This window comes from Vibrio coralliilyticus (genome assembly GCF_024449095.1).
In the GTDB taxonomy this organism is placed as follows: domain Bacteria; phylum Pseudomonadota; class Gammaproteobacteria; order Enterobacterales; family Vibrionaceae; genus Vibrio; species Vibrio coralliilyticus_A.
The window spans coordinates 3,131,738-3,154,790 of the sequence record NZ_CP024627.1 but is presented as its reverse complement, the minus strand read 5'-3'; the positions used below and the strand labels follow the sequence as shown (position 1 = coordinate 3,154,790).

General features: G+C 47.5%; 16 protein-coding genes, 1 tRNA gene and 3 rRNA genes. 13 read left to right on the top strand and 7 right to left on the bottom strand.

The genetic code is table 11. The features are described 5' to 3' along the window. Nucleotides 1-56 precede the first annotated feature (56 nt). Complete coding sequence (locus CTT30_RS14930) at nucleotides 57-857, bottom strand: AraC family transcriptional regulator (protein WP_252035517.1); 801 nt, start codon at nucleotides 855-857, stop codon at nucleotides 57-59. A 71-nt stretch (nucleotides 858-928) separates the two neighbouring features. Next, a complete protein-coding gene (gene rarD, locus CTT30_RS14925) occupies nucleotides 929-1,843 on the bottom strand; it encodes an EamA family transporter RarD (RefSeq protein ID WP_239869706.1) in 915 nt (304 codons plus the stop codon). A 153-nt stretch (nucleotides 1,844-1,996) separates the two neighbouring features. On the opposite strand from rarD, the gene recQ reads away from it, so the two are divergent. From recQ to CTT30_RS14910, 3 genes are all read left to right on the top strand, one after another. Beyond that, the gene (gene recQ / locus CTT30_RS14920) at nucleotides 1,997-3,832 is read left to right on the top strand and encodes an ATP-dependent DNA helicase RecQ (protein ID WP_252035516.1); all 1,836 of its coding nucleotides are present in this window, start codon (nucleotides 1,997-1,999) and stop codon (nucleotides 3,830-3,832) included. Continuing rightward, on the top strand, nucleotides 3,825-4,145 hold the full coding sequence (locus tag CTT30_RS14915; RefSeq protein ID WP_252035515.1) for a DUF3630 family protein: 321 nt from the start codon (nucleotides 3,825-3,827) through the stop codon (nucleotides 4,143-4,145). The genes recQ and CTT30_RS14915 overlap by 8 nt, the downstream gene beginning before the upstream one ends. A 247-nt stretch (nucleotides 4,146-4,392) precedes the next feature. After that, on the top strand, nucleotides 4,393-5,061 hold the full coding sequence (locus CTT30_RS14910) for a 7-cyano-7-deazaguanine/7-aminomethyl-7-deazaguanine transporter (RefSeq protein WP_252035514.1): 669 nt from the start codon (nucleotides 4,393-4,395) through the stop codon (nucleotides 5,059-5,061). 60 nt (nucleotides 5,062-5,121) lie between these two features. Here the strand turns inward: CTT30_RS14910 and gppA are convergent, their stop codons facing one another. Continuing rightward, complete coding sequence (gene gppA / locus CTT30_RS14905; RefSeq protein WP_252035513.1) at nucleotides 5,122-6,612, bottom strand: guanosine-5'-triphosphate,3'-diphosphate diphosphatase; 1,491 nt, start codon at nucleotides 6,610-6,612, stop codon at nucleotides 5,122-5,124. A gap of 7 nt (nucleotides 6,613-6,619) precedes the next feature. Beyond that, a complete protein-coding gene (gene rhlB / locus CTT30_RS14900) occupies nucleotides 6,620-7,921 on the bottom strand; it encodes an ATP-dependent RNA helicase RhlB (RefSeq protein ID WP_239838688.1) in 1,302 nt (433 codons plus the stop codon). A 112-nt stretch (nucleotides 7,922-8,033) separates the two neighbouring features. Here rhlB and trxA point away from each other — a divergent pair, with 112 nt between their 5' ends. From trxA to CTT30_RS14850, 10 genes are all read left to right on the top strand, one after another. Further along, nucleotides 8,034-8,360, top strand: coding sequence for a thioredoxin TrxA (trxA, locus tag CTT30_RS14895; RefSeq protein ID WP_239838687.1), 327 nt, complete (start codon nucleotides 8,034-8,036; stop codon nucleotides 8,358-8,360). A gap of 202 nt (nucleotides 8,361-8,562) precedes the next feature. Beyond that, nucleotides 8,563-9,822, top strand: coding sequence for a transcription termination factor Rho (gene rho / locus CTT30_RS14890; protein ID WP_004745495.1), 1,260 nt, complete (start codon nucleotides 8,563-8,565; stop codon nucleotides 9,820-9,822). Between the two features lie 103 nt (nucleotides 9,823-9,925). After that, complete coding sequence (locus CTT30_RS14885) at nucleotides 9,926-10,921, top strand: hypothetical protein (RefSeq protein ID WP_239876845.1); 996 nt, start codon at nucleotides 9,926-9,928, stop codon at nucleotides 10,919-10,921. Nucleotides 10,922-11,002: 81 nt separating this feature from the next. Then, nucleotides 11,003-12,859: a 4-hydroxy-3-polyprenylbenzoate decarboxylase gene (gene ubiD / locus CTT30_RS14880; protein WP_252035512.1), complete on the top strand. Its 1,857-nt coding sequence runs from the start codon at nucleotides 11,003-11,005 to the stop codon at nucleotides 12,857-12,859. Beyond that, complete coding sequence (locus CTT30_RS14875; protein ID WP_021458071.1) at nucleotides 12,856-13,125, top strand: 2Fe-2S iron-sulfur cluster-binding protein; 270 nt, start codon at nucleotides 12,856-12,858, stop codon at nucleotides 13,123-13,125. Before ubiD ends, CTT30_RS14875 begins: the two co-directional genes overlap by 4 nt. A 14-nt stretch (nucleotides 13,126-13,139) precedes the next feature. Beyond that, nucleotides 13,140-13,853 (top strand): NAD(P)H-flavin reductase, encoded by a 714-nt coding sequence (gene fre / locus CTT30_RS14870; RefSeq protein ID WP_043006652.1) that lies wholly within the window; start codon nucleotides 13,140-13,142, stop codon nucleotides 13,851-13,853. Nucleotides 13,854-14,372: 519 nt separating this feature from the next. Continuing rightward, nucleotides 14,373-15,924 (top strand): 16S ribosomal RNA (locus CTT30_RS14865). Between the two features lie 315 nt (nucleotides 15,925-16,239). Further along, nucleotides 16,240-19,129: ribosomal RNA gene (locus CTT30_RS14860) — 23S ribosomal RNA — on the top strand. A 164-nt stretch (nucleotides 19,130-19,293) separates the two neighbouring features. Then, a 5S ribosomal RNA gene (rrf, locus tag CTT30_RS14855) occupies nucleotides 19,294-19,409 on the top strand. The 16S, 23S and 5S rRNA genes sit together here with 1 tRNA gene alongside, the layout of an rRNA operon. A 31-nt stretch (nucleotides 19,410-19,440) precedes the next feature. Further along, a tRNA-Asp gene (locus tag CTT30_RS14850) sits at nucleotides 19,441-19,517 on the top strand. A 408-nt stretch (nucleotides 19,518-19,925) separates the two neighbouring features. Here the strand turns inward: CTT30_RS14850 and CTT30_RS14845 are convergent. The 3 genes from CTT30_RS14845 to CTT30_RS14835 are packed head-to-tail and all read right to left on the bottom strand — an operon-like array spanning nucleotide 19,926 to nucleotide 23,052. Further along, the gene (locus CTT30_RS14845) at nucleotides 19,926-21,104 is read right to left on the bottom strand and encodes a heme biosynthesis protein HemY (RefSeq protein ID WP_252035511.1); all 1,179 of its coding nucleotides are present in this window, start codon (nucleotides 21,102-21,104) and stop codon (nucleotides 19,926-19,928) included. Next, nucleotides 21,104-22,309 carry a uroporphyrinogen-III C-methyltransferase gene (locus tag CTT30_RS14840; RefSeq protein WP_252035510.1) on the bottom strand — a complete coding sequence of 402 codons (1,206 nt, stop codon included), beginning with the start codon at nucleotides 22,307-22,309 and terminating at the stop codon, nucleotides 21,104-21,106. Before CTT30_RS14840 ends, CTT30_RS14845 begins: the two co-directional genes overlap by 1 nt. Before the next feature lie 14 nt (nucleotides 22,310-22,323). After that, nucleotides 22,324-23,052: a uroporphyrinogen-III synthase gene (locus tag CTT30_RS14835; protein ID WP_252035509.1), complete on the bottom strand. Its 729-nt coding sequence runs from the start codon at nucleotides 23,050-23,052 to the stop codon at nucleotides 22,324-22,326. Nucleotide 23,053: the final 1 nt, after the last annotated feature.

Here is a 23,053-nt window from a genome sequence, read left to right as displayed (position 1 = left end):
CTCTTTGATAATTTATGACCGGATTGTGCCCTGTTCGAAAGCACAATAATTGTAAATTATTGGCACTGAACCTTAGAAGGGGGAACACCATAAGTGGCTTTAAACGCTTTGCTGAAATGGGCTTGGTCGTAGAAGCCAATCTGGTGTGCCACTTCGGTACCGCAGACACCGCTTTTGAGTAGCTTAAACCCCTGCTCTAAGCGCAGGCGGCTCAGCCAGGCGTAAGGTGTCAGACCTACTTTGGCTTTGAAGTGGCGCTGGAATTGCGTTGGGCTGAGGTCACACAACTGGGAGAGTTGTTCAAGTCTGACCGGCTGCGCCAGATTCTCCATCAGATAGTCTTTTAACGTTGAGACTGACTGATTACCTAGCGGGACGATAGGCTTTTGATCCAAAGCGCCATAATGAGTGAAAAGCTGTTCAAAGCCTTCATAAGGCAGGCAGTCTTTCGCCAACTGACTGAGTTGGTTATCGGCTAATGCACTGTGCAGCTGAGCGAGAGGGTTGAAGATGCGCGAATTGGAGACAATCAACTGATTGAATTGGATCTGAGCATTGTTTTGCTTCAGCTCGGCTAATTCACTGAACCATTCCGGCTCGACGGAGAACACACGTACTTGATAGCCGCTGTCGAGCATTGAGCGCCCATCATGCAGTTCATCTGGTGGCATGATGACGATTTGCCCGGCACCAACATTGTGGCTCTGACCTTGATAATGGAATTTTTGCTGGCCATGTGTGATCAACCCGATATGAAAATCAAGATGATAGTGGCGCTGAAAGGCAAACTTCTGATAGTTGGCTTCAATCAGGCTAATCTCTTTATTTTGTGTCGTGTGGTAGTTGACCTGATCCATAAAACAAAAAAGCTTGGTGAAACTTTCACCAAGCTTATATCGGTTGTGTCACATTGTCTTGTAAAAAACGATCACTTTACCGTTGCGATTTTTCGTGATTGTTTATTGGTCTTAAGCCCGTCAAAGCTAAATACCATGAGTGCGCCCCAGATAAAGGCAAAGGTAATGGCCTTGTCTGTGGTAAAGGCTTCGCCATATACCAGTACTGCCAGTAAGAACATCAGGCTTGGGCCAATGTACTGAAAAAAGCCTAAAGTGGAGAGCTTAAGACGGGTAGCAGCCCCAGTGAAACACAGTAGTGGCAAGGTCGTAATGATCCCAGCGGAGATTAGCAGCAGGTTAAGGTTCATCGGGTTCGCTGCAAAATCGGAAGTGGAAGAGTCAGCAATCCACAGTAAATACACCGCGGCGGCAGGTAGCATGATCAAAGTCTCAATAAATAAGCCTGTTTGGGCATCTAGGCTGACTTTCTTACGTAATAGTCCGTAAAAACCAAACGTCAGTGCCAGAGCAATGGCGACGGTGGGGACTGAACCAAAAGCGATCAACTGAACCATGACACCGCAAGCCGCAAGTGCAACGGCAAACCATTGTAGCTTGCGCAGTCTTTCGCCTAAGAACAACATACCGAGCAGGACATTAATCAAGGGGTTGATGTAGTAACCGAGGCTGGCATCTAACATGTGATTGGCATTCACTGACCAGATGAAAATTAACCAGTTCACTCCCACGAGCAGTGAGGTAGAAACCAGAAATAGCATTTTGGTTTTGGAGCGGATCACATCGCGCACACCACGCCAGCGACGGCCAACGTGCAGTAACACGGCCAGTAGAACAAAAGACCACACAACGCGGTGACCTAAGATTTCAAACGGTGAAACTTCACTGATGGTTTTAAAATAGATCGGTGCAATCCCCCACATGGTGTAGGCACCGATGGCGAGAAGGACGCCTTGCCGTGCTCTCTGTTGCTCTTCTGCTGTCATTGACGTTTACTCAAAGGGTGATTTTTAAAAAGGAAGCATCCAGTATACGAATGAGTCAGTTAATCACCTAGCAATTTGCGGTTTTATTCATATCGTAACACTACTACAATGTGCCCTTTGCTTTCCTCCACTCTTGGCGCTATCGAGATATCAATGACCGCGACGCTGCTTGCTGAACAATCTGACCCTTCACTGACACCACAAAGCGTACTTGAGGATGTGTTTGGTTATCAGTCATTCCGAGACGGCCAACAGGAAGTAATCGATGCCGCTGTTGATGAACAGGACAGTTTAGTCATCATGCCGACGGGTGGCGGTAAGTCACTCTGTTATCAGATCCCAGCACTTGTCCGTGATGGTCTAACTTTAGTGATTTCGCCGCTGATTTCATTAATGAAAGACCAAGTCGATCAGCTTAAAGCCAATGGTGTGGCGGCGGAGTGTGTCAACTCAGCTATGCCTCGTGAAGATTTGGTTTCTGTATATAACCGTATGCGTTCAGGTCAGCTTAAACTGGTGTATGTGTCACCAGAGCGTGTCTTGATGCGTGACTTTCTCGAGCGCCTGGAAAGCTTATCCCTGTCGATGATTGCTGTAGATGAGGCGCATTGTATTTCCCAGTGGGGGCACGATTTTCGGCCGGAATACGCCTCACTCGGGCAAATCAAACAACAGTTTCCTCATGTGCCTTTTATGGCGCTGACAGCAACGGCCGATGATGCAACACGCAGTGACATCATGCACCGTCTGCAGCTCAATGACCCACACATCTATTTGGGCAGTTTTGATCGCCCTAACATCCGCTACACCTTAGTAGAAAAGCACAAACCGATTTCTCAGGTGATCCGGTTTCTCGATACACATAAAGGCCACTGTGGCATTATTTATTGTGGTAGCCGCAAGAAAGTCGAGATGGTGACAGAAAAACTGTGCAACAACCATATACGTGCGGCCAGTTATCATGCTGGGTTGGATGTTGATGAACGTGCCTATGTGCAAGAAGCGTTTCAGCGTGATGATATTCAAATTGTCGTCGCGACTGTGGCGTTTGGTATGGGGATCAACAAACCCAACGTGCGCTTTGTGGTTCACTTTGATATTCCGCGCAACATTGAATCCTATTATCAAGAAACTGGTCGTGCAGGTCGGGATGGCTTACCTGCGGAAGCGATGATGCTGTATGACCCAGCGGACATCAGCTGGCTAAGGCGCATGTTGGATGAAAAAGATGACGGGCCGCAAAAGCAGGTGGAAGCGCATAAACTCAATGCGATGAGTGCTTTTGCTGAAGCGCAGACGTGCCGCCGTCAGGTGTTACTGAATTATTTTGGTGAGTACCGTGAGCAGCCTTGTGGCAACTGCGACATCTGTTTGGACCCGCCCAAGCATTTTGATGCCACCGAGCAGGCACGTAAAGCCTTGTCTTGTGTCTATCGGGTCAATCAGAGTTTTGGTATGGGGTATGTGGTTGAAGTTCTGCGCGGAATGCAGAATATCCGCATCCGTGAAAATGGCCACGACAAGCTGACTACTTATGGTATCGGGCGTGAAAACAGCCACGACTATTGGGTGAGTATTTTCCGTCAGTTGATCCATAAAGGGATGCTGTTCCAGAACATTACTCGCAACTCGACCTTACAGCTTACTGAGGAAGCGCGCCCACTATTGCGTGGAGATACCGCTCTTGAATTAGCCGTGCCTCGTCTGGATACCGCCGCAAGAGCGGCTAAGTCCGATAAGCTCACCAGTAAAAACTACGACAAAAAGCTGTTTGCCAAGTTGCGTAAGTTACGCAAAGCCATTGCCGATGAAGATGGCTTACCACCGTACGTGGTATTCAGTGATGCCACCTTGATTGATATGGCGGAAATTTTGCCAACCTCTTATGGTGAAATGCTAGCGGTCAATGGAGTAGGGCAACGTAAGTTAGAAAAATACGCGGACCCATTCTTAGATTTAATTCAGGAGCACATTACTCATCATGGTTGATTCAGGGCAACAAACGGAATTTGGTTTACTTGAGTATCAAGCGCAGCAAGGTCGTATCATCATTCGAGCTCCGCGTTTTGATTTTGATAGTTTTCCTCAGCTGGCCGATAAGCTAATAAAACTCCTCTCTGCGTCTGTGATTGAAAAGCAATGGGATGCTGATATTCACTCATGGTTGATTGATTTTGAGGGGTGTCAGCTGTTTCTTAAGTCCGAGCATTACAGCGAAAGTATCTGGTTGGAAGCTCTGAGTATAGATGCCAGCAAAGAAGAGTTAGATTACCTAGCGGGCCTGTTTCAGCGTGGATTTTAGCTAGGTTAACGATTGCGTAAAACCTGCCTATTGCGACTCATATTGGTTAATGTATAATCGCCCGCCGCGATATTTGTCGTGTCGGAGGTTTTTGCAATGTAATAGCTGAGTGTCAGTTTGCACAAACGGTACGACTTAAATATCACATTGATTTTTCATTTTACATTGTTGGTCAGAGTCCTTCCGTGGCTTGGAAGTGATTCGATTTGGGTTCCCTCACCCCCAAACCAAACTAAAAAGGTATCGCATGAGTAACTTTACCCCTGCGCAGCAGCGCAAAGCCCTTTTCTTATTAGTCCTGTTCCACCTGATCATTATTGCATCAAGTAACTATCTGGTTCAGCTTCCGTTCACCGTGTTCGGGTTTCATACCACTTGGGGCGCTTTCACTTTCCCGTTTATCTTCCTAGCGACCGATTTGACGGTGCGGATTTTTGGCACGCAACTAGCTCGTAAGATTATCTTCTTGGTGATGCTGCCAGCTCTTGCGGTGTCTTACGGCCTATCCGTTCTCTTCTATGAAGGTGCATTCCAAGGCTTTAGCCAATTAGGCGAGTTTAACTTGTTTGTGGCACGAATCGCGATTGCGAGCTTTATGGCTTATTTGCTGGGTCAGATTTTGGATGTGCACGTATTTAACCGTCTACGCCAGCTAAAGCAGTGGTGGGTTGCCCCAACGTGCTCAACCTTATTTGGTAATGCGCTCGACACCATTGCGTTTTTTGCGATTGCGTTTTACCAGAGCCCTGATCCATTTATGGCCGAGCACTGGACAGAAATAGCGCTGGTGGATTATGGATTCAAACTGGTGATCAGCTTAGGTCTGTTTGTGCCTATGTATGGCGTCTTATTGAATTATTTGGTGAAGAAGCTGACAGCCGTTAACCCAGAATTTAAAGTGGTCGGCGCTCAGTAAGCGTGAATCAAAACAAAGCCCGGTGGAGAATACTCTGACCGGGCTTTTTTATCGGGCTTGCTACTTAGCAATGATATTCAAGGGCCAGCCAATATCACTTTGGCGGTTGGCTTCAATTTCTAACTCTGCGGCAGTCAGAGGGTTGGCTTTCAGCCATTGTTCCGCGATAGTCAAAGTTAGCTTATCGCCTTGAGATTGAAGAGTGATGCTTGGTTCTAAATCTGGGTTGCGACGATGAGTGAGAAGAACCGCCAAACGCAACAGGCGCAGGACTCGTTTAGCACTATTACCCGACAGTGCGTGTTGCTCTGGTAGAGATGTGAGCTGCTCACGGTAACGACGCGAGATTTCACCTAGAAAGTGTTTTTGTGCTCGGGTATAACCCGGAAGATCAAGGTTTTGTAGCAGGTAAGCACTGTGTTCGCCGCCTTTCTTGAAATCAATCGTCAGACCGATCTCGTGCAGCTTGGCCGCCGTTTCGAGCAAAATACTTCCCTGAGCTTCTGTAATCCACTGGGCTTCACATTGATCAAGTAATTTACTGGCTAAAGTAGCCACTTGCTCCCCGTATGCGGTATCAATCTGATAGCGACTTTGTACACTGGCAATTGTGCGAGCACGAATGTCATCTTGCTTGAGCTCATCGACCATTTCATACACTAAGCCCTCACGTAATGCGCCGCCCGCCAGTGTCATCGAATCAATTTCTAGCAGTTCAAAGATAGCGATGAGAATCGAAAGACCGCTTGGGAATACCAATGCGCGCTCTAGCGTTAGCCCTTCAATCTCCAGCTCTTCCAAATGATCCGCCAGCATGGCTTGTTTTTGCAGACGCTTGAGTTTGGCGTGAGTAATGACCTCGTCCATACCTTGCGCCAGCATAATTTCCTGCAAGGCCTGAACGGTACCAGAAGCACCAACGCACACGTCCCAGCCAATTTGAGTGTATTGCTCAAGGATAGGTCTCAGCGCTTCTTTGGCCGCTTCAATCGCATGATTAAAATTGGTTACGGTGAGTTGACGGTCTTTAAAGTGACGTTCCAGCCAAGTGACACAACCCATCTTCAGGCTGGTCAGCGCTTTGGCTTCAAAACCTTGACCGATAATAAGTTCAGTACTGGCACCGCCAATATCGACCACCAAACGTCGTCCGCAGCCACCTGATGTGTGGGCGACCCCTTTATAAATGGTCGCGGCTTCCTCCTCACCGCAGATAACGTCAATCTTGTGGCCGAGAATCTGATTCGCTTTCTCAACAAAGACATCCGCATTGGTTGCGGTGCGCAGTGTAGCGGTACCCACAATGCGAATGTGTTGAGCTGGGATATCCTGAAGTCGCTCGGCAAAGAGACTCAAGCAGTCCCACCCGCGTTGCATGGCCTCTTGGCTTAACGCATTGTTGCTGTCTAACCCTGCGGCAAGACGAACCTTACGTTTGATTTTGGCCATAGTTTGAACGCTGCCATCAATATGACGCACAACGAGCATGTGAAAACTGTTCGACCCGAGGTCGATGGCAGCGTAGAGCGGAGAAGAAACTGCTTGGCTCATAGACGACTTAAGAATCCTTTTGTTGACGTTGACGAGAGCGGTTGTGGTTACGACGGTTGCCTGAGCGTGAGCCACCAGTATTAGTGCGACGTTGCTGCGGACGGTTAGAGCGCAGACGTAACGGTGCTGGTAGATCTTCAATCAAAGCACTTGGGTCGTAGTCAGACACAGGAATCGTGTGTTCAATATACTCTTCAATTGGCGGAAGGTTGATCGCATAATCTTCACACGCAAAGCTGATTGAGTGACCACTGGCTCCTGCTCGACCTGTACGACCGATGCGGTGTACGTAATCTTCGCAATCGTCAGGTAGGTCGAAGTTAAACACGTGAGTCACTTGAGGGATGTGGAGACCACGAGCTGCCACGTCTGTCGCCACTAGCAGGTCAACTTCACCTTTAGTGAACTGCTCTAAGATGCGTTCGCGCTTCTTCTGTGGTACATCGCCCGTCAATAGGCCTACACGGTGGCCATCAGCGGCTAGGTGACCCCATACGGATTCACATTTGTGTTTGGTATTAGCAAAGATGATCGCGCGCTCTGGCCACTCTTCTTCAATAAGAGTTTGTAGCAGAGACATCTTGTGTTCGTTAGACGGGTAAAACAGCTCTTCCTGAATGCGGTGACCGGTTTTGACTTCCGGTTCCACCACAACGTGCTCTGGGTTGTGCATATGTTCGAAAGCCAGCTCTTGAACACGGTATGACAGTGTTGCTGAGAACAACATGTTCAAGCGCTCTTTGGGTTCAGGCATACGGCGGAATAGGAAACGGATGTCTTTGATGAAACCAAGGTCGAACATGCGATCGGCTTCATCAAGCACAACAGCCTGAATATTGTTCAGGTTGAAGACTCGTTGCTTATAGAAATCAATAATGCGACCTGTAGTGCCAATGAGTACATCGACGCCTTGCTCAAGCTTCGCCAACTGCTTGTCGTAGCTTTCACCACCGTAAGCTAAAGCTGCTTTGATGCCTGTGCTTTGGGTGAGAGGTTCTGCATCGTTGTAAATCTGAATTGCCAGTTCACGGGTCGGTGCCATGATGATGGCACGTGGTTGCGTTGGTTTACGACCCTCGTGCTCTGGAGTGTTCAGCAAATGGTTAAAAGTAGCCGTCAGGAAGGCTAGGGTTTTCCCTGTACCTGTTTGAGCCTGACCTGCGATGTCTTGGCCGGTGAGCAGTACCGGCAACGCCAAAGCTTGGATTGGGGTACAAAACTCGAACCCTTTTTTCTCCAAACCTTCAGTAACTTGGGGGTGTAAACCCAAATTGGCGAACTTTTGCTCTGTGATATGCGTCTTTTTCATGGCTATAGAATATCAGCTTAAGCTTGCAATACGAAAGTAAATACATTCCAATAGGGCATCTAAATACTGGTTATCATCCAACCAGTTCCGAAAAAACACATTGGAGTGGAAGATGAGTGATAAGATTTTGCAGCTAACTGATGACGGTTTTGAAGCCGACGTACTAAACGCTGCAGGCCCGGTTCTTGTTGATTTTTGGGCAGAATGGTGTGGTCCTTGTAAGATGATTGCTCCTATTTTGGACGAAATCGCCGACGAGTACGAAGGCAAACTCACTATCGGTAAACTGAATATCGACCAAAACGCAGGTACTCCACCGAAATTTGGTATTCGTGGTATCCCAACGTTACTACTTTTCAAAGATGGTAGCGTGGCAGCGACGAAAGTAGGTGCTTTATCTAAGACTCAACTAAAAGAGTTTTTGGACGCGAACCTATAAATAAGTTGTTCAGATAAGACCGTACATTGACCTCAATGTGCGGTTTTGTTTTTGAAGGCTAACAAAATCTAGACTAGGCTAGTATTTAGTGCTAATTTATCGCACGTTAAATAAACAAGTATCTCTTCTTGGTCGATCCTGTGACCAAATTCATCTTAACTAAATAACAGATCCTATTTTGACTAAAAAAGTATCCACCACAATGAATCTAACAGAACTGAAGAACAGACCTGTGTCTGATCTTGTCAAACTTGGCGAAAGCTTGGGCCTTGAAAACCTGGCACGTCTAAGAAAGCAAGACATCATCTTCGCCATCCTTAAAGCACATGCAAAAAGTGGAGAAGATATTTTTGGCGACGGGGTTCTGGAAATACTTCAAGACGGTTTTGGCTTCTTGCGTAGCGCAGACAGTTCTTACTTGGCAGGTCCAGACGATATCTATGTCTCTCCAAGTCAAATCCGCCGTTTCAACCTTCGTACTGGTGACTCGATTGCCGGTAAGATTCGTCCACCAAAAGACGGCGAGCGTTACTTTGCTCTGTTGAAAGTTAATACAGTTAATGATGACAAGCCGGATAACGCACGTAATAAGATTCTATTTGAAAACTTAACGCCACTGCACGCCAATGAGCGTATGGTGATGGAACGTGGTAACGGTTCGACAGAAGATATTACAGCTCGTGTTTTAGACTTAGCCTCTCCAATCGGTAAAGGTCAGCGTGGTCTAATCGTAGCTCCGCCAAAAGCGGGTAAAACAATGCTGCTGCAAAACATTGCTCAAAGCATTGCTTACAACCACCCTGAGTGTGAGCTAATGGTACTGCTTATCGACGAGCGTCCAGAAGAAGTAACCGAGATGCAGCGCCTGGTTAAAGGTGAAGTGGTTGCGTCAACGTTTGATGAGCCAGCGTCTCGTCACGTACAAGTTGCTGAAATGGTGATCGAGAAAGCGAAACGCTTGGTTGAACACAAGAAAGACGTAGTTATCTTACTTGACTCTATCACTCGTCTAGCTCGTGCATACAACACGGTAGTTCCTTCATCAGGTAAAGTTCTGACTGGTGGTGTCGATGCAAATGCCCTACATCGACCTAAGCGCTTCTTCGGTGCTGCACGTAATGTAGAAGAAGGTGGTAGCCTAACGATTCTTGCGACGGCTCTAGTTGATACTGGTTCTAAAATGGATGAAGTTATCTACGAAGAATTTAAAGGTACAGGTAACATGGAAATCCACCTGAACCGTAAGATCGCTGAGAAACGTGTTTTCCCTGCTATCGACTTCAACCGTTCAGGCACTCGTCGTGAAGAACTTTTGACTAAGAATGAAGAGCTGCAGAAGATGTGGATTTTGCGTAAGATTGTTCATCCGATGGGTGAGATCGACGCGATGGAATTCCTAATCGATAAGCTCGCAATGACTAAGACCAATGATGAGTTCTTTGATGCTATGCGTCGTCAGTAAGAATTTGTGATTCCAAACGCCATCGACATTGTCGGTGGCGTTTTTGTTTGCATTCTCATTTGATAGGGCTCACAATGAGCGAGAATGTTAAGAGGAGGTTAACATGCAACAAGGAATGTTGTCGTCGGTTCTCCTATGCACATCTTTATTGATTGGAGCGCCAACGGTTGCTGCGATGGAAATGCATCCAGACAAAGCCGAACAGTTACTTCAGGATCAGCAGATTCACTATAAAGTCGCTGAACTTCTCCAATATGCTGTCGAAAATAATATCGACTCGCTCAATTTCGCTCTCGAAAGATTGTCGCTTCCTCAACAAGAAGTGGCTCGCTACCTTTTACTCAAGAAAATTGAAGACCAAAATGTCATCTTGACACCGAAAATGGCTTTATTCGTTGAACAGCAAAAAGCCATGGTGCCGACCTATCAGGTGCTGGAAAGAGGGGACGGATATGAATTTTCTGTTCCTGCGTTTAATTATCCGGCAATAGCCAGTCGGTTGCTCAAGCAGTGGCACCAAGATCAGTCCACGCTCGATTTTGTTCTGAGTGCCGAGCGCGGTGAATTGGAACTGAAAAAGTGGCTGTCTGGTAGTGATTACCAGGTACAGGCTCGGGAAGCATTACTCATCCGTGAGTTGGACAGCTTATCACCTGAGGCGGTTGATAATTTAGTCGTTCAGTTGACCGGAGAAGCGGTTACCAGCTGGTTACCCTCTTCTCAAGTCATGGTTCGTTTAGCTCAGGTCAGTGAAAATCCAGAAGTCTATAAACTCCTTTGGTTGATGCGAGCAGATTTCCACAGCGAGACGGAGCTAAGCCGATTAGCTAAGGTGGGTGATGTCTTTGCAGTTAACCAGATCATGCATGCTGCTCATAACCCCAGTCTTAAAGAGCAAGCCATTAAAGAGTTGACTCGAATTAAACCCATGACTGAAGAAGTGAAAGCCTTCTTGATCGATAGAATGGCGATTCGTGATGAGGCCTCCATGGTGGCCACGGAATTAGCCAACCAGGGTTATTCCACTTGGCTAGAAGAGCTTGCTAGCCATAATCAAAAGGTACGTAGCAGCGCGATTTTGAACGTATTATCACAATAAAAATAACCTTATAGAAAAGAGGGATCGGAAGATTCCTCTTTTTGTTATACTGCTTGCACTTTAATCAGTCACAGAAGACCTATGAGTTTTAAGGATTTACGCGACTTTATCGCTCACCTTGAGCAGGAGGGGAAGCTTAAACGCATTTCCGAGCCTGTCGATCCACATTATGAAATGACAGAGATTAGCGACCGTACTTTACGTGCAGGTGGCCCGGCATTGTTGTTTGAAAATCCCATTGGCTACGATGTACCTGTGCTGACCAACCTGTTTGGCACCCCTGAGCGGGTCGCGATAGGTATGGGGCGCGAAGACGTCAAAGATCTGCGTGAAGTGGGTAAATTGTTGGCTTATCTCAAGGAGCCCGAGCCACCACGTGGTTTTAAGGACGCGTTAGAGAAACTGCCTGTTTTTAGACAAGTCTTGAACATGCCTGCCAAAAGGCTACGTAAAGCTGCGTGTCAGGAGATTGTTTGGCAAGGTGACGAAGTTGATCTCGATAAAGTCCCGGTGATGAGTTGTTGGCAAGATGATGTTGCGCCTCTGCTTACGTGGGGGTTAACCGTGACTCGAGGGCCACATAAAAAGCGCCAGAATCTAGGAATTTACCGTCAGCAGAAAATTGGTAAGAACAAGATCATCATGCGTTGGCTAGCGCACCGTGGTGGAGCCCTTGATCTGCGTGACTGGATGGAAACCAACCCGGGAGAACCCTTCCCTGTTTCAGTCGCATTTGGTGCTGACCCAGCCACCATATTAGGCGCGGTAACACCAGTACCAGATACCTTATCTGAGTATGCGTTTGCGGGCTTGCTTCGTGGCAGCAAAACTGAAGTGGTTAAATCTGTAAGTAATAATCTTGAGGTGCCTGCTAGCGCAGAGATTGTGCTTGAGGGTTACATTGACCCGAATGAGTATGCGGACGAAGGGCCTTATGGTGACCACACTGGTTATTACAACGAAAAAGAAAAACACCACGTCTTTACTATTACTCACATTACCATGCGTAAGGACCCGCTCTATCACAGCACCTACACAGGGCGTCCGCCAGATGAACCTGCTGTATTGGGTGTTGCGTTAAATGAAGTGTTTGTTCCTATTCTGCAAAAGCAGTTTCCTGAAATAGAAGACTTCTATTTGCCACCAGAAGGCTGTTCGTACCGCATGGCGGTGGTAACAATGAAAAAGCAATACCCAGGGCATGCTAAGCGAGTAATGATGGGGGTATGGTCTTTCCTTCGCCAGTTCATGTACACCAAGTTCGTTGTAGTGTGCGATGAAAGTGTTAATGCGCGCAGTTGGGATGATGTCGTGAAGGCCATGTGTGAGCATATGGAACCTGTTCGCGATACCTTAATGATTGACAACACGCCTATTGATTCTCTCGATTTCGCCTCACCAGTAGTGGGACTTGGCTCTAAGATGGGCTTGGATGCAACGATTAAATGGGATGCCGAGAAGGCTTCTGATCCAGAGTTAACATCCGCAAGCCAAACAGCGATTACGGATGAGCAGCTACAACAACTTCGTCAGGCATTTCCGGAAATTGTTGATATTGCTTTACCAGAATCTGCTGGCGCCGATCGCTTCATGGTGGTATCGATGAAGAAAACGCACGCGATGCAATCGAAAGCGGTGCTCAATGGCGTGTGGGAGTTTCTCAAGCAGTATACGGATGCCAAGTTTGTTATTCTCTGCGATGATGACGTCAATGTGCACGATTGGAATGACATTATCTGGGCAATTACCACGCGAATGGACCCTAATCGTGACACCGTAAAAATAGAAGCAAAAGAAGGTCGCAGTTCTAAGTTAGGTTTGGATGCGACCAACAAGTTTGAGGGAGAAGTCCAGCGAGAGTGGGGCATCCCAATCAAGAAAGATTCTCAGTTAGTTGCGCAGGTCGATGCAAAATGGAGTAAGCTGGGAATATTATGAGCCATTTGGTGACCTTGCAGCCGCAGAATATACAGTTCGATGTGCAGGAAGGGGAAACGGTATTGGAAGCTGCGCTCAACAATAACATCAGCTTCCCAAACCGTTGCCAAGTGGGAGCGTGCGCAGCGTGTCTGTGTCGGAAAATAGAAGGTCGAGTCACTTACCAGCTTGAGCCAATGCTCACAGAGAAAGAGCAGCAACAAGGCTGGGTGTTTGCTTGTCAGGCCTTCGCAGAAAGTAATTTGGTACTTACTTTTGAGGAGTAAGTAAGAGGAATAACATGACCATCCAATGTAAAGTAAAGTCTATTGAGCCGTTAGCTTGTAATACCCATCGAATTCTGTTGCATCCAGAGACACCAGTCAGCTTCAAAGCTGGCCAGTATCTAATGGTTGTGATGGGAGAAAAAGATAAACGTCCATTCTCTATTGCAAGCAGCCCTTGCCGTCATGAAGGCGAGCTAGAGCTTCACATTGGTGCAGCAGAGCATAACGCGTATGCTCTTGAAGTTGTCGAAGCGATGCAAAACGCATTGGAAAATGATGGTGACATCAGTATTGATGCGCCTCATGGCGATGCCTGGGTTAAAGAAGAGAGTGAACGTCCTCTACTTTTGATTGCTGGTGGTACAGGATTTAGTTACGTACGTTCGATATTGGACCACTGCGTGGCTCAAAATAAAACCAATGAGATCCACCTTTATTGGGGTGGCCGAGATGAACGCCAACTATATGCTAAGGACGAACTGGATGGTATCGCGGCACAGTTCAGCAACGTGCATTTTATTCCAGTAGTAGAAGAAGCGACTTCTGAATGGCAAGGCAAAGTCGGAAACGTACTTCAAGCCGTCAGTGACGATTTTGATTCTCTTGCAGAATATGACATCTACATTGCTGGACGTTTTGAAATGGCGGGTGCGGCTCGTGAACAATTTACCCAGAACAAAGGTGCTAACAGCGACCGCATGTTTGCTGACGCGTACGCATTCATTTAAAACTGAATGAAATAGATAGATAAAAGAGGGCTTTTTGCCCTCTTTTTTGTTGTTTTGAACACATTTTCAACGAGCGATGAGTTTTTTCAATTTTTTTTGAAAAAGGGCTTGCGCTATCAGAAGGACTCCCTATAATGCGCATCCACTGACACGGCAGACGCCACAAGGCTTCAGCAGTGTTAGAGAGGTGAAAAGCTTCTGAGAAAATAAGTTTGAAAAAGTGTTTGACTCTTCAAATTATCTCGCTAGAATGCACCTCCGCTTTGAGAGGAAGCCTCTTGAAAAGCACAGCTCTTTAACAATATAAACCTATCAATCTGTGTGGGCACTCGTTGATGATAATCCAAATAGTTTCTTCGGAAACAATTTAGGTTTCAATGATACGAAGTGACCATTCGAATTGGGAAGCAGCCTTGAGCTGTTTTGTTTTACTTTTTCAAAAGTGAAAACCAATAAGAGCACAGTCAATTCAAACATTACTTATGTAATGTTCAGTATTCATTGAGCCGACAAAATCTTAAATTGAAGAGTTTGATCATGGCTCAGATTGAACGCTGGCGGCAGGCCTAACACATGCAAGTCGAGCGGAAACGAGTTAACTGAACCTTCGGGGAACGTTAACGGCGTCGAGCGGCGGACGGGTGAGTAATGCCTGGGAAATTGCCCTGATGTGGGGGATAACCATTGGAAACGATGGCTAATACCGCATAATAGCTTCGGCTCAAAGAGGGGGACCTTCGGGCCTCTCGCGTCAGGATATGCCCAGGTGGGATTAGCTAGTTGGTGAGGTAATGGCTCACCAAGGCGACGATCCCTAGCTGGTCTGAGAGGATGATCAGCCACACTGGAACTGAGACACGGTCCAGACTCCTACGGGAGGCAGCAGTGGGGAATATTGCACAATGGGCGCAAGCCTGATGCAGCCATGCCGCGTGTATGAAGAAGGCCTTCGGGTTGTAAAGTACTTTCAGCAGTGAGGAAGGTTCATACGTTAATAGCGTATGGATTTGACGTTAGCTGCAGAAGAAGCACCGGCTAACTCCGTGCCAGCAGCCGCGGTAATACGGAGGGTGCGAGCGTTAATCGGAATTACTGGGCGTAAAGCGCATGCAGGTGGTTTGTTAAGTCAGATGTGAAAGCCCGGGGCTCAACCTCGGAATAGCATTTGAAACTGGCAGACTAGAGTACTGTAGAGGGGGGTAGAATTTCAGGTGTAGCGGTGAAATGCGTAGAGATCTGAAGGAATACCGGTGGCGAAGGCGGCCCCCTGGACAGATACTGACACTCAGATGCGAAAGCGTGGGGAGCAAACAGGATTAGATACCCTGGTAGTCCACGCCGTAAACGATGTCTACTTGGAGGTTGTGGCCTTGAGCCGTGGCTTTCGGAGCTAACGCGTTAAGTAGACCGCCTGGGGAGTACGGTCGCAAGATTAAAACTCAAATGAATTGACGGGGGCCCGCACAAGCGGTGGAGCATGTGGTTTAATTCGATGCAACGCGAAGAACCTTACCTACTCTTGACATCCAGAGAACTTTCCAGAGATGGATTGGTGCCTTCGGGAACTCTGAGACAGGTGCTGCATGGCTGTCGTCAGCTCGTGTTGTGAAATGTTGGGTTAAGTCCCGCAACGAGCGCAACCCTTATCCTTGTTTGCCAGCACTTCGGGTGGGAACTCCAGGGAGACTGCCGGTGATAAACCGGAGGAAGGTGGGGACGACGTCAAGTCATCATGGCCCTTACGAGTAGGGCTACACACGTGCTACAATGGCGCATACAGAGGGCGGCCAACTTGCGAAAGTGAGCGAATCCCAAAAAGTGCGTCGTAGTCCGGATTGGAGTCTGCAACTCGACTCCATGAAGTCGGAATCGCTAGTAATCGTAGATCAGAATGCTACGGTGAATACGTTCCCGGGCCTTGTACACACCGCCCGTCACACCATGGGAGTGGGCTGCAAAAGAAGTGGGTAGTTTAACCTTCGGGGGGACGCTCACCACTTTGTGGTTCATGACTGGGGTGAAGTCGTAACAAGGTAGCGCTAGGGGAACCTGGCGCTGGATCACCTCCTTATACGATGATTATTCACGATGAGTGTCCACACAGATTGATGGTTTTGAAGCGAAAGCTTCGAGCTATGATTGCTCTTTAACAATTTGGAAAGCTGACGAATAACAACAATCCCCATCTCTATGAGATGCGTTGTTATTCAATTAAAAGTTCTCAAATCCTAAATCTTTATGATTTAGGTACCAACACACATTCAAGTGTTCTTGGAAGTATCGAAAGATACTTAATATTTGAGTCCGGCAAAATCGAGTCTGCATCATGTTTAAATAATTGCAGACAACTTTGGTTGTTTGACTAGAAGACCCTTTGGGGTTGTATGGTTAAGTGACTAAGCGTACACGGTGGATGCCTTGGCAGTCAGAGGCGATGAAGGACGTATTAACTTGCGATAAGCCCAGATTAGACAGTAAAAGTCATTTGAGTCTGGGATTTCCGAATGGGGAAACCCAACTGCATAAGCAGTTATCATTATCTGAATACATAGGGTAATGAGGCGAACCGGGGGAACTGAAACATCTAAGTACCCCGAGGAAAAGAAATCAACCGAGATTCCGAAAGTAGCGGCGAGCGAAATTGGATTAGCCCTTAAGCCTATAATGCGTCAGGTGAAAGTTCTGGAAAGGTCTGCGATACAGGGTGATAGCCCCGTAACCGACAGCGCATTTTAGGTGAAATCGAGTAGGGCGGGACACGTGATATCCTGTCTGAATATGGGGGGACCATCCTCCAAGGCTAAATACTACTGACTGACCGATAGTGAACCAGTACCGTGAGGGAAAGGCGAAAAGAACCCCTGTGAGGGGAGTGAAATAGAACCTGAAACCGTGTACGTACAAGCAGTAGGAGCACCCTCGTGGTGTGACTGCGTACCTTTTGTATAATGGGTCAGCGACTTATATTCAGTAGCAAGGTTAACCATCTAGGGGAGCCGTAGAGAAATCGAGTCTTAACTGGGCGTCGAGTTGCTGGATATAGACCCGAAACCAGGTGATCTAGCCATGGGCAGGTTGAAGGTTGAGTAACATCAACTGGAGGACCGAACCGACTAATGTTGAAAAATTAGCGGATGACTTGTGGCTAGGGGTGAAAGGCCAATCAAACCTGGAGATAGCTGGTTCTCCCCGAAATCTATTTAGGTAGAGCCTCGGACGAATACTACTGGGGGTAGAGCACTGTTAAGGCTAGGGGGTCATCCCGACTTACCAACCCTTTGCAAACTCCGAATACCAGTAAGTACTATCCGGGAGACACACGGCGGGTGCTAACGTCCGTCGTGGAGAGGGAAACAACCCAGACCGCCAGCTAAGGTCCCAAATTACAGCTAAGTGGGAAACGATGTGGGAAGGCTTAGACAGCTAGGATGTTGGCTTAGAAGCAGCCATCATTTAAAGAAAGCGTAATAGCTCACTAGTCGAGTCGGCCTGCGCGGAAGATGTAACGGGGCTAAGCTGTAAACCGAAGCTGCGGCAATACCATTTATGGTATTGGGTAGGGGAGCGTTCTGTAAGCCGTTGAAGGTGGATTGTAAAGTCTGCTGGAGGTATCAGAAGTGCGAATGCTGACATGAGTAACGATAATGGGGGTGAAAAACCTCCACGCCGGAAGACCAAGGGTTCCTGTCCAACGTTAATCGGGGCAGGGTAAGTCGACCCCTAAGGCGAGGCCGAAAGGCGTAGTCGATGGGAAACGGGTTAATATTCCCGTACTTCTTACAATTGCGATGGGGGGACGGAGAAGGCTAGGTGGGCCTGGCGACGGTTGTCCAGGTTCAAGTGCGTAGGCTTGAGAGTTAGGTAAATCCGGCTCTCTTTAAGGCTGAGACACGATGTCGAGCTACTACGGTAGTGAAGTCATTGATGCCATGCTTCCAGGAAAAGCCTCTAAGCTTCAGATTGTAAGGAATCGTACCCCAAACCGACACAGGTGGTCGGGTAGAGAATACCAAGGCGCTTGAGAGAACTCGGGTGAAGGAACTAGGCAAAATGGTACCGTAACTTCGGGAGAAGGTACGCTCCTGTCGGTGAAGTCCCTTGCGGATGGAGCTAACGGGAGTCGCAGATACCAGGTGGCTGCAACTGTTTATTAAAAACACAGCACTGTGCAAAATCGTAAGATGACGTATACGGTGTGACGCCTGCCCGGTGCCGGAAGGTTAATTGATGGGGTTAGACGTAAGTCGAAGCTCTTGATCGAAGCCCCGGTAAACGGCGGCCGTAACTATAACGGTCCTAAGGTAGCGAAATTCCTTGTCGGGTAAGTTCCGACCTGCACGAATGGCGTAATGATGGCCACGCTGTCTCCACCCGAGACTCAGTGAAATTGAAATCGCTGTGAAGATGCAGTGTACCCGCGGCTAGACGGAAAGACCCCGTGAACCTTTACTACAGCTTGGCACTGAACATTGACCCTACATGTGTAGGATAGGTGGGAGGCTTTGAAACCGGTACGCCAGTATCGGTGGAGCCGTCCTTGAAATACCACCCTTGTAGTGTTGATGTTCTAACTTAGACCCGTTATCCGGGTTGAGGACAGTGCCTGGTGGGTAGTTTGACTGGGGCGGTCTCCTCCCAAAGAGTAACGGAGGAGCACGAAGGTGGGCTAATCACGGTTGGACATCGTGAGGTTAGTGCAATGGCATAAGCCCGCTTGACTGCGAGAATGACAATTCGAGCAGGTGCGAAAGCAGGTCATAGTGATCCGGTGGTTCTGTATGGAAGGGCCATCGCTCAACGGATAAAAGGTACTCCGGGGATAACAGGCTGATACCGCCCAAGAGTTCATATCGACGGCGGTGTTTGGCACCTCGATGTCGGCTCATCACATCCTGGGGCTGAAGTCGGTCCCAAGGGTATGGCTGTTCGCCATTTAAAGTGGTACGCGAGCTGGGTTTAGAACGTCGTGAGACAGTTCGGTCCCTATCTGCCGTGGGCGTTGGAAGATTGAAGGGGGCTGCTCCTAGTACGAGAGGACCGGAGTGGACGAACCTCTGGTGTTCGGGTTGTCATGCCAATGGCATTGCCCGGTAGCTAAGTTCGGAATCGATAACCGCTGAAAGCATCTAAGCGGGAAGCGAGCCCTGAGATGAGTCTTCCCTGACCCCTTGAGGGTCCTAAAGGGTTGTTCGAGACTAGAACGTTGATAGGCAGGGTGTGTAAGCGTTGTGAGGCGTTGAGCTAACCTGTACTAATTGCCCGTGAGGCTTAACCATACAACACCCAAAGGGTTTTGATGGACTCAAAGCAAGAACAGATTGAATGTGTAAACACAGAACTTAAAACAGCTTTCCGAATTATTCGATTTGCAAGCAAATCTCACCCTAAAGGGCCGCACTAAAGTGCGTTTGAATTTGCGAGCAAATTGATAAAGAATTTGCTTGGCGACCATAGCGTTGTGGACCCACCTGATTCCATGCCGAACTCAGAAGTGAAACGCAATAGCGCCGATGGTAGTGTGGGGCTTCCCCATGTGAGAGTAGGACATCGCCAGGCTTTACATTTAGACTTAGTGTCTAACCAGTGCGGAGCGGTAGTTCAGTTGGTTAGAATACCGGCCTGTCACGCCGGGGGTCGCGGGTTCGAGTCCCGTCCGCTCCGCCACTTATTCAGAGAAAGCCCTAACAGAAATGTTAGGGCTTTTTCGTATATGAAATATTATTGTTGGTCTGTGGCCAACGACTCCCCTCCCAGCTGTCCATAATCCTGAACTAAGTCTTTCCACTACTGCTAGCCACTTATTGAGAAATTCAGCCCGAAGGCTGGGTTTGTTGTTTAGAGACAATGGTGTCGATTATTCGAAAAGTGGCAGAGCCTCCCACGATAAATCTCCGGCCTTTGACTCTTAATGCTTTGCCATTCTAAGGCGACAACCTTAGTGACGAAGCCTTTGTTTATAGTGATTTGTTGTGTGGAACCACTTAGTTTGATGACTAGGTGTAGTCACGAATATTACTCATACGCACAAAAAAGCCGACCATCAGGTCGGCTGAAGATAATATCGCTAGGGTGCTAAGCTTGGACTAACGTCAATGCTTTCTTTGATACTTCATGAGCAGCCTTCGTCATGTTTTGTTTTTCTAACGCATCAGCTAAAGATGAATAATCCGCTACGCTTGAGCGAACAGAAAGCGCTTTTTCTAAATGCTGTTGTGCCTCAGACCAGTTTTCATTTCTTAAATGGAACTGAGCAAGGGCACTGTGTGCGTGGGCGTTGTTACCATCTTTTTTGAGAGCCTCTTCTAGGAAGACTATAGCTGGATGTTCATCGGCCAAATTCATATCGGGTAATAAAGTGTATAGGTTGGAAGCTGGATGTTTCTTAAGACTCTCTTTTACCAACGTGAAGGCCTCATTGTCTGCTTTACGAGCCATTAGCTGTTTTGCAAAACATTCGACTAAATGAGTATCGTTTTTTTGTTTACGGGCAAGACTGTTCCAATGGGTGAGCAGCCCTTCACTGCCTTTTTGTTCAGCGACTTGCTCTAACAGACCGCACTGAGCACGTTGGTTCAATTGCTCCTGCTCATCTTTCGCAATGATTTTATTTTTTGCTAGGGTAGGCAAAGTGTCCAGCAGTGGCTGCCACATTTTTAGCTCGACATAGACAGTCTTAAGTAGGTTAAGAACAATGCGGTTTTCTGGGTAGTCGGATTTTAGTTTGGTTAGGGTGTCTAAGGCATGTGTGTATTGCGCTTCTCTTACCTGCTGTTTTGCTCTGGTCAATTCAACGGCCAGTTGAGCATTTTCCTGCTCAGATGCCAGCGTTAAGTAGTAATCACGTTTTTTCTTATCGCCCATTCCTTGAGCTGCTTCAGAAGCGACCAAGTAGCATAGTAGGGGCATGTCGTGATGATTAGCCCAGCGAGTGGCTTTCTTCTCTGCCGACTTGAAGTCACCTTCAAGTAATTTGATGATCCCTTCATTGGTATAGCGGCGAGAACGGCGCATCTTACGCACACTGAAATAGTTCCAAGTTGCTGAGCTGGCCGAGAACGTTTTCTTGATTAAAAATTCCAAGCCAAAAAGTGAGGCTAAAGTTGCAATCATGAAGATTACTAACGTTGTGACACTCATCTCGATGGTTTTATCGGCCACCGAGATCAGTACGTAGCCCTGCTGACCCGCATATTGGGTTCCGGCAAACAGCCCAGCCCCTAAGACAAGGAAGAGAAAAATGATTCTGAACATTATTTTTCCTCCGTAACCAGAGTGGTGACTTCACGGCGCAGGCGATCACGAATCACGTCGGACAGAATTTGCTGTGTTTCAAGTTTCACTGGGTAGTCGACTTGTACATTCTGCTTGCTTAGCATTTCCAGAGTTTTATTGAACTCGATAACGGTGTTGGCGTCTTGGTTGAAGAATGCACTCGACCATTTGTCGGCAGTGGTTAATGCTGTTTGATAAATATCTTGCTGCTCAACGTACACCGCTTTAATCGCTGTTTCTAATTTGGCCTTAATGTTTTCTTTAAGATAAAAATGTTGTTCAGGCGATAACAGAGGAATGACATTGCCATCTCGAGTGCGGAAGGTAATGAAATTCTCCGAGAAGTCTTTGAGTGAAGTCATCAGGTTATCTTTCCAATCATAGATGTCTTCGGAGACCTGTTGCTCTTTCTGCTCTGGTGCCTCAGGAAGAATGGCATTGGCTAACGGCAGGCTGTCAACTTGCTGTTGTAGTGCTGTTAATCTGAGAACAAGGCCCTCGCGGTCGATAATGGGCACAGACTTAAGCTTCGTAATGTCATTCGCCATTGATTTACGTAACGGCACCAAGCTTGGGTCATTCAGTGCTGCGATACGCTGATCGGCACTTTCCATCAATTTAGTGGCACTGACTGCATCATGTTCTAGAAATAACTTACGGCCTGCTAGTTTGACGAGGTAGTCTGCCTCGGCAAGTAGCCAATCGTTGGGGCGACGGCCTTTGACATCAGCAATTGCAAGTTGCAAGCTTTCGATACTTTTCTGCTGTTGCGATAAAGCGGTTTCGGTTTTATGAGTGATTTCCGTTGCTTTTTCTAAGGTTACTTTCTGAGTAGCAATGAGGTCTTGCTTAACGGAGGCTGTGGTTTGCTCTAGTTGTGTCCTAAGTGATTCAATTTGGGATTGATATTGAGCGCTTTGTTGCTCCATCTGAATGGTTAAGCCGCCACCAAATATCAGTGAAATCACAATGGCGGCAGCACCGAGTTTAACCCCGCGCTTTGCATTTTTTTCTTGTTTGGCAGTGTCTGTTGACGCTGTAGGCTCAGACTTTTTATCGGAAGACGTAGAGGGAGATTCAGACGCATTGGAAGTATCGTTGGAAGACTGTTGAGTCTCAACAGGTGATGCTGTTTCTTGGTCTTTCTCAGGTTCAATGTGGTCGTTTTTATTTTTACTTGTCATTGGTCTTGTCCTGTTCACTTTGGCCGGAGAGTAGCCAGTAAATCTTTATTGGAAGCGCTGCCGGTATTATTTACATGGAGAAACCCCAGCTGTTGCGCTTCATTCGCGATACGTTCACTCGGTACATAGAGTTGCAACCCGAATGCCCAGTTCAATTGCGCTGGCGTCAACTGAGATACAAAGTAACTTAGCTGACCTGAACTGGTGATGACTAATTGTTGAATGTCTTTATCCTGCCATAGAGGTACCAACAAATCTGAGTCAAAAGCGAGGTTTTCTCGTTTGTATACCTCAAAGTAGCGGACTTGAGCTCCTCTGGATTTGAGCGATTCATAGATGAGTTCTCGACCACCATTGCCTCGTAGGATAACCACCTTTTTGTCTTTGACGTTTTTAAGTATGTCCAGCTTGAGCAGGTGCTCGCTGTCACCAACGTCAGGGTAGTGTACTTTTTGCTGGCTAAGTTTGCTTAAAACATGTGCGGTTTTTTGACCGACGGCAATGTAGGACGCTGCTTTCGGCCATTTTTGTTGAGGTAGGAAAGCCTTTTGTGTGAGCGTTACCGCATGTTGACTGACAGCAATAATGAGGTCGAATTGTGCGAGCTGAGATGAAATGCTGGGGAGATCTTCCCCAGGTCGAATTTCAATAAGACAATGGTGTAACGCGCAGACTCCTGCGCGATTGAGTTGATGGCAGAGTGCGCGGCCTTGTTCACCGGGCCGAGTGACCAACACTGCCATC

Bases quoted from the DNA above. Each gene is read 5' to 3' on its own strand.
- CTT30_RS14930 (WP_252035517.1), bottom strand. From the start codon at position 857: ATGGATCAGGTCAACTACCACACGACACAAAATAAAGAGATTAGCCTG.
- rarD (WP_239869706.1), bottom strand. From the start codon at position 1,843: ATGACAGCAGAAGAGCAACAGAGAGCACGGCAAGGCGTCCTTCTCGCC.
- recQ (WP_252035516.1), top strand. From the start codon at position 1,997: ATGACCGCGACGCTGCTTGCTGAACAATCTGACCCTTCACTGACACCA.
- CTT30_RS14915 (WP_252035515.1), top strand. From the start codon at position 3,825: ATGGTTGATTCAGGGCAACAAACGGAATTTGGTTTACTTGAGTATCAA.
- CTT30_RS14910 (WP_252035514.1), top strand. From the start codon at position 4,393: ATGAGTAACTTTACCCCTGCGCAGCAGCGCAAAGCCCTTTTCTTATTA.
- gppA (WP_252035513.1), bottom strand. From the start codon at position 6,612: ATGAGCCAAGCAGTTTCTTCTCCGCTCTACGCTGCCATCGACCTCGGG.
- rhlB (WP_239838688.1), bottom strand. From the start codon at position 7,921: ATGAAAAAGACGCATATCACAGAGCAAAAGTTCGCCAATTTGGGTTTA.
- trxA (WP_239838687.1), top strand. From the start codon at position 8,034: ATGAGTGATAAGATTTTGCAGCTAACTGATGACGGTTTTGAAGCCGAC.
- rho (WP_004745495.1), top strand. From the start codon at position 8,563: ATGAATCTAACAGAACTGAAGAACAGACCTGTGTCTGATCTTGTCAAA.
- CTT30_RS14885 (WP_239876845.1), top strand. From the start codon at position 9,926: ATGCAACAAGGAATGTTGTCGTCGGTTCTCCTATGCACATCTTTATTG.
- ubiD (WP_252035512.1), top strand. From the start codon at position 11,003: ATGAGTTTTAAGGATTTACGCGACTTTATCGCTCACCTTGAGCAGGAG.
- CTT30_RS14875 (WP_021458071.1), top strand. From the start codon at position 12,856: ATGAGCCATTTGGTGACCTTGCAGCCGCAGAATATACAGTTCGATGTG.
- fre (WP_043006652.1), top strand. From the start codon at position 13,140: ATGACCATCCAATGTAAAGTAAAGTCTATTGAGCCGTTAGCTTGTAAT.
- CTT30_RS14845 (WP_252035511.1), bottom strand. From the start codon at position 21,104: ATGTTCAGAATCATTTTTCTCTTCCTTGTCTTAGGGGCTGGGCTGTTT.
- CTT30_RS14840 (WP_252035510.1), bottom strand. From the start codon at position 22,309: ATGACAAGTAAAAATAAAAACGACCACATTGAACCTGAGAAAGACCAA.
- CTT30_RS14835 (WP_252035509.1), bottom strand. From the start codon at position 23,052: ATGGCAGTGTTGGTCACTCGGCCCGGTGAACAAGGCCGCGCACTCTGC.